8 protein-coding genes and 1 pseudogene are annotated in these 6,000 nt (G+C 61.1%); 8 read left to right on the top strand and 1 reads right to left on the bottom strand.

Annotated features, from left to right (window positions below; translation table 11 throughout):
* Positions 1 to 15 precede the first annotated feature (15 nt).
* The 8 genes and pseudogenes from NKH13_RS23175 (at position 16) to NKH13_RS23210 (ending at position 5,791) form a co-directional block, all read left to right on the top strand.
* Entirely contained in the window at positions 16 to 597 is a 582-nt protein-coding gene (locus tag NKH13_RS23175) for a DUF2062 domain-containing protein (protein WP_023677769.1), read from the top strand.
* Positions 594 to 1,007, top strand: a complete 414-nt coding sequence (gene acpS / locus NKH13_RS23180; protein WP_352914632.1) for a holo-ACP synthase — start codon at positions 594 to 596, stop codon at positions 1,005 to 1,007. The genes NKH13_RS23175 and acpS overlap by 4 nt, the downstream gene beginning before the upstream one ends.
* Positions 1,008 to 1,084: 77 nt before the next feature.
* Entirely contained in the window at positions 1,085 to 1,834 is a 750-nt protein-coding gene (gene lepB / locus NKH13_RS23185) for a signal peptidase I (RefSeq protein WP_352914635.1), read from the top strand.
* A gap of 4 nt (positions 1,835 to 1,838) precedes the next feature.
* On the top strand, positions 1,839 to 2,564 hold the full coding sequence (rnc, locus tag NKH13_RS23190) for a ribonuclease III (RefSeq protein WP_352914638.1): 726 nt from the start codon (positions 1,839 to 1,841) through the stop codon (positions 2,562 to 2,564).
* Entirely contained in the window at positions 2,561 to 3,487 is a 927-nt protein-coding gene (gene era, locus NKH13_RS23195) for a GTPase Era (protein ID WP_352914641.1), read from the top strand. The genes rnc and era overlap by 4 nt, the downstream gene beginning before the upstream one ends.
* 179 nt (positions 3,488 to 3,666) lie before the next feature.
* Positions 3,667 to 4,137 (top strand): annotated as a pseudogene (locus NKH13_RS35680) (antitoxin Xre/MbcA/ParS-like domain-containing protein); the annotation flags it as partial.
* 22 nt (positions 4,138 to 4,159) lie between these two features.
* Complete coding sequence (locus NKH13_RS23205; RefSeq protein ID WP_352914646.1) at positions 4,160 to 4,366, top strand: hypothetical protein; 207 nt, start codon at positions 4,160 to 4,162, stop codon at positions 4,364 to 4,366.
* Positions 4,367 to 4,717: 351 nt separating this feature from the next.
* Positions 4,718 to 5,791, top strand: a complete 1,074-nt coding sequence (locus tag NKH13_RS23210; protein WP_352914647.1) for a porin — start codon at positions 4,718 to 4,720, stop codon at positions 5,789 to 5,791.
* A gap of 4 nt (positions 5,792 to 5,795) precedes the next feature.
* Here NKH13_RS23210 and NKH13_RS23215 read toward each other — a convergent pair.
* Positions 5,796 to 6,000 (bottom strand): integrase core domain-containing protein (locus NKH13_RS23215; protein WP_352914649.1); only part of this gene is annotated, 205 nt, incomplete at its 5' end.

The following is a 6,000-nucleotide window of genomic DNA, read 5'->3' on the forward strand; positions in this document are numbered from 1 at the left end:
AGGAACAGGAACAGAGTGCTTTTTCGACGGCGCAAGCCTGATGGTTTTTTCGAGCGGGTGCGTACCTATTTGTGGCCGCGCCGCTCGTTCTCGCGCTCGCTGCGGTATTTCTCCAAGCGCATCCTGCGGCTTAGGGCCACGCCGCACGCCGTGGCCGCCGGTGTTGCGGCGGGCGTATTCGCGTCGTTTTTCCCGCTTGGCTTCCACTTCATCATTGCCGCCATCCTGTGCTGGCTGATCGCCGGCAATCTGGTCGCGGCAGCACTTGGCACGGTGTTCGGCAACCCCCTGACCTTTCCGCTGCTATGGGCCGCCTCCTGGGAGGTCGGCAAGCTGATCCTGCATGAACACCTGCCGGCGCATGGCCCGCCCGCCCATCTTGGCGACATGCTGCATAATCTTTCCTTTGCGCAGTTGTGGGGACCGGTGCTGAAGCCGATGACAATCGGCGCGATACCGCTCGGCCTGGTTTTCGGCCTGCTGTTTTACGGCATCACCCGCTGGGGCATGGTCACTTTCCACGAGCAGCGCCGCAAGCGTCTGGCCGAAAGAGCCGCAAAGGCTGGAAAAACCGGGCCGGAAGTTCCTGCCGAATGATTATCGGTATCGGCAGCGACCTCATCGACATCAGACGCATCGAGAAGTCGCTGGAACGTCATGGCCAGCGCTTCATCCAACGCATCTACACTGAGATCGAACAGGCGCGCTCCGAAAACCGCGCGGCGCGTGCGGCCTCCTTCGCCAAGCGTTTCGCCGCCAAGGAAGCCTGTGCCAAGGCATTGGGCACCGGTATGGCGCAGGGTGTGTTCTGGCGCGACATGGGGGTCGTCAACCTGGCCAGCGGCAAGCCGACCATGGCGCTGACCAACGGGGCGGCAGCGCGGCTGGACGAAATCCTGCCTGAAGGGCACCGCGCCGTGATCCACCTCACAATAACCGATGATTTTCCGCTCGCTCAAGCCTTTGTGATCATTGAAGCGTTGCCGGTCGAAGAAGCGCCACATTGATTGCATCTGACCACCGGCATGACGTTGCCCAGCGCGCGCCGAGACTCTATACCATCCAACGCACAATCGAGGACGACATGAGCGTGGCTGAAAAAACCCAGAAGAAATCCGGCGGACTTGGCGAAACCGTCAGCGTCATCGTCCAGGCCCTGCTGCTTGCGCTGGTGATCCGCACGCTCCTGTTCCAGCCGTTCTCGATCCCGTCCGGGTCGATGCGGCCGACTTTGCTCGAAGGCGACTATCTCTTCGTCACCAAATGGTCCTACGGCTTCTCCCGCTATTCACTGCCGTTCGGGCCGAACATCTTTTCGGGCCGCATCTGGGGCTCAGAGCCGAAGCGCGGCGACGTGGTGGTGTTCAAGTTTCCGCCGGATCCTTCTGTCGATTATATCAAGCGCGTCGTCGGCCTGCCGGGCGACAAGATCCAGGTCAAGGATGGCCAGCTCTTCATCAACGACGTGAGCGTGCCGCGCGTCAAGGTCGGGCAGATCGACAACCGCGACATCACCGAGGAGAACGGGCCGGTCGATGTCTATCGCGAGACGCTGCCGAACGGCGTCACCTACGACACGCTCGACCTGACGCAGGCCTCGATCGGCGACAATACCAAAGAGTTCAAGGTGCCGCCCGGTCACTATTTCATGATGGGCGACAATCGCGACAACTCGTCGGACAGCCGCTTCACGGTCGGCTTCGTGCCGGAGGAGAACTTGGTCGGCCGCGCCAACCTCATCTTCTTCTCGATCGCCGGCAGCGCCAGCCCGCTCGAAATCTGGAAATGGCCGTCGCAGATGCGCGCCTCGCGCCTGTTCCATTTCGTCAATTAGGACCATGGCGGCGACGAAACGGCTGACCGCCGATGCGCTCGCCGAGGCGCTCAAGGAGCGCACCGGCCACAGTTTTGGCAACCACCAGCGCCTGCAGCGGGCGCTGACACATGCCAGCGCTCGCGGCAGTCACGCCGGCATCGACTACGAACGTTTCGAATTCCTGGGCGACCGCGTTCTCGGCCTTGTCGTTGCCGATATGCTGCTGGCGGCATTTCCCGATGCCGCCGAGGGTGAGCTATCGCTGAGATTGAACGCGCTGGTCAACGCCGAGGCCCTGGCGGAGATCGCCGAGGAGATCGGCCTGCCGGAACTTATTCGCGCCGGTTCGGACGTACGCGGCCTCGATGGCCGCAAGCGCGTCAATCTGCGCGCCGATGCATTGGAATCGTTGATCGCCGTGCTCTATCTCGACGGCGGGTTGGAAGCGGCCCGCGCCTTCATCCACAGATACTGGCAGCCGCGCTCGCAAGCCATCGACGCCGCCCGCCGCGATGCGAAGACCGAACTTCAGGAATGGGCGCATCAGGCGGCGGGCGCAGTGCCAGTTTACATAATCGACAGCCGCGAGGGACCGGACCACGATCCGCTGTTCACCGTCAGCGTCAAGGTCGGCGCCTATCCGCCGGCGACCGGCAGCGGGCGCTCCAAGCGCGAGGCGGAGCAGGCTGCAGCCGCGGCACTTCTGCAGCGGGAAGGCGTCTGGCTCAATCAAGGGAGTGCCGCATGATCGCCACCGAAGCTCCGGCAACAGAAGCTCCCGCTACCCGCTCCGGCTTCGTCGCGCTGATCGGCGCGCCCAATGCGGGGAAATCGACGCTGGTCAACCAATTGGTCGGCGCCAAGGTGTCGATTGTGACGCACAAGGTGCAGACCACCCGCGCCATCGTGCGCGGCATTGCCACCCACAACAACGCGCAGATCGTCTTCGTCGACACGCCGGGCATATTCAAGCCGAAGCGCCGGCTGGACACCGCGATGGTGACCACAGCCTGGGGCGGTGCCAAGGACGCCGATATCGTGCTGCTCTTGATCGATGCCGAGCGCGGCATCCGGGGCGATGCCGACGCCATCCTCGAGCGGCTGAAGGATGTTCGGCAGCCGATGGTATTGATCCTCAACAAGGTCGATCGGGTCAAGCACGAGACGTTGCTGGCATTGTCGGCGGCAGCCAACGAAAGGGTGCCGTTCAAGCGCACCTTCATGGTTTCGGCGCTGACCGGGTCCGGCTGCAAGGACCTGCTCGACTATCTCGCCGAGACCTTGCCGGCCGGACCCTGGTACTACCCGGAAGACCAGATCTCCGACCTGCCGATGCGCCAGCTCGCGGCCGAGATCACCCGCGAAAAGCTCTATCTCAGGCTGCATCAGGAACTGCCTTATTCCTCCCACATCGAGACCGAGAAATGGGAAGAGAAGAAGGACGGCTCGGTGCGCATCGACCAGACCATCTATGTCGAGCGCGACAGCCAGAAGAAGATCGTGCTCGGCCATAAGGGCGAGACGATCCGCGCCATCGGCCAGGCGGCGCGCATGGAAATAGCAGGCATACTCGAGCAGAAGGTGCACCTCTTCCTGTTCGTCAAGGTGCGCGAGAACTGGGGCGACGATCCCGAGCGCTACCGTGAAATGGGGCTCGAATTTCCGCAGTAGAGATCGGCTAAGGTCAAACCGCGCGGCTCTGATACAACAGGCGGTCAGACCGGTCCTTACGTCGCCGCTTGGACGGTTCTCGTTCGTCGTCCCTCCGTCATACACGCTCCTTATAGGCTCTGCGAAAGACCCACTTCCGAGCAACACGGAACCGACGGGCAAGCAGCCAGATTTAGGACATGACCAGGACTTGGAATCGCATCGACCCCAACCGTCAGACCGAGTTTGCAAACGCCGTCGCTGTTGAGATCCAGCGCGTGCTGGCGCGGCAAAATGAGGTGACGAACAGTGATGCGATCGTCGCAGCGGGCAGGGTCGCCGGCGCCGTTGCCGCCGCCGTCGCCTTGCTTGCGCCGACGGACATCAGGGCGATCGATACCATGCAGGAGAGATTGCCTGACAGGGTATTGCAGCTGGTGAGGCTCCTGGCAGCGGAAGCCGCCGGCCAAACCACCGAGGCGTCCGCCTCATCGGCGTTTGGAGACCGGAGCATACAGGTCCCAAGCCGGCCTGCCGGAAGAGACGACATCGATTCGATGCGGGTGGAGGACTGGGCGGGGCGGGTGGCTGGACCGACATTCCTGGAAGACAATTTCGGCATATCGCGTTCGACCCTGCATCGTTGGCAGCGGAGCTGTAGGGTTGTCGCCTTGCGGACCGGTGGCCGCAAACATGTGTTTCCGCTGGCGCAGTTCGTCGATGGCAGGCCGGCATCCGGAAGTGTTGTCTGCAATGCCGAATCCGCGGCGCGCATGGCACTGGCTGATCGGCCCCGCCGCCGTGCTCGACGGCCGTATTCCAATTGAGTTGCTTAAACAGGATTTGGTGGCGGATGTTGTCGTTGCTGCTCAGCACGAAGCACGTATGAAGCTGGCTTAACTTCCTTCTGCCCTTCGAATTTTCTAGATGGACAGATAAAACGTTGGGCTGCAATTGTACAGCCGGCTAACGTAAAAGTACTCTTCTAACTTAAGGTGACAATGTGCCATTTGTGTCATTTCAGTCTGGGGAATTAAATGCACGTGATATTTGTGCAACACGGAGTTATTCTGTTGCAAAAACCATCATTATTTCTGGAATAGTCATTGAGGATCAAGCGCGGATGGGTATGTTCGCCGCCGAAAAGGGGGAGCGGTGCGAGCCTTTTTCGATCTGGGGTGAGGCGGGGAATGCTGCTGTTCAGCCACAAAATTCGAAACCATTTTTAACTTTGACTGGAGAGGTCAGAAAATGAACATCAAGAGCCTTCTTCTCGGCTCCGCTGCGGCACTGATCGCAGTTTCCGGTGCGCGCGCCGCCGACGCCGTCGTCGTCGCCGAGCCGGAACCCGCTGAATACGTCAAGATCTGCGACGTCTACGGCGCTGGCTACTTCTACATCCCCGGCACCGAGACCTGCCTGCGCATCGGCGGCTATGTCCGTTACGATATCGGCGTGGGTGATGTCGACTCGTTCGATGGTGCAACGTCCGGCGACCACGAGGACGGCGACGAGAACGACACCTACCGCAAGAACGCCCGCTTCACGCTTAAGACCTGGACCGGCCAGGAAACCGAACTCGGCACCTTGAAGACCTACACCGAGACCCGCTTCAACTTCGGCAACAGGCAGGGGTACGCCACCGTCAATAACAACGGTACTCCGGCTGATTCTACCGACGATTTCTTCAACCCTAACGCTGCCGGCAACTCCGGCGTTTCGTTGAAATTCGCCTGGATCCAGCTCGGTGGCCTGCGCGTCGGTAAGGACGAATCGGCATTCGACACCTTCATCGGCTACGCCGGCAGCGTCATCCAGGACACGCTGGTTCCGTATGGTGCCTTCGACACCAATGTCGTCCAGTACTATTTCGACGCCGGCAACGGCTTCTCGGCCGTGGTCTCTCTCGAAGAAGGCGCGGGCGACATTGGCACAATCGACAGCTACGTTCCGCATGTCGTCGGCGGCGTGAAGTACACGCAGGGTTGGGGCGCCATCACCGGCGTCGTCGCTTACGACAGCAACTATGAAGAAGTGGCCGGCAAGGTTCGCCTGGACATCAAGCCGATGGACAACCTGTCTCTGTTCATCATGGGCGGCTACGGCACCGACGACAACCTCACGGATGACGCCGGCAACGCGATCGACGCCCACGGTCGTGGCTTCTACAAGCAGTGGAGCGGCAACTGGGCGGTCTGGGGTGGTGGCACCTACACCATCAACGAGAAGACCTCGTTCAACACCCAGCTTTCCTATGACGAAGGCAAGAACTTCGGCGTTGCAGCGAACATCGCCTATGAAATTGTCAAAGTGACCTGCCACTGAATTTTCATCCGGCTGCAGTTAGAGCCTCGGCGGGTTTTACGCCGTATGGTGCGGGTTGAGCAACGGGTGATCGGCGGAGCTGGTCGGGGTTGCGCAGCCGATCGTCCGTTGCGGTGAGATTGGCGGCATAAGCCGCAGGCGTGATGTATCCGAGCGCCGAATGTGGGCGCGATCGGTTGTAGTCGTCTGCCCATTCGGCGATGGTTGTT

Origin of the sequence: Mesorhizobium sp. M1348, from assembly GCF_040317925.1 — a bacterium.
Classification (GTDB): domain Bacteria; phylum Pseudomonadota; class Alphaproteobacteria; order Rhizobiales; family Rhizobiaceae; genus Mesorhizobium.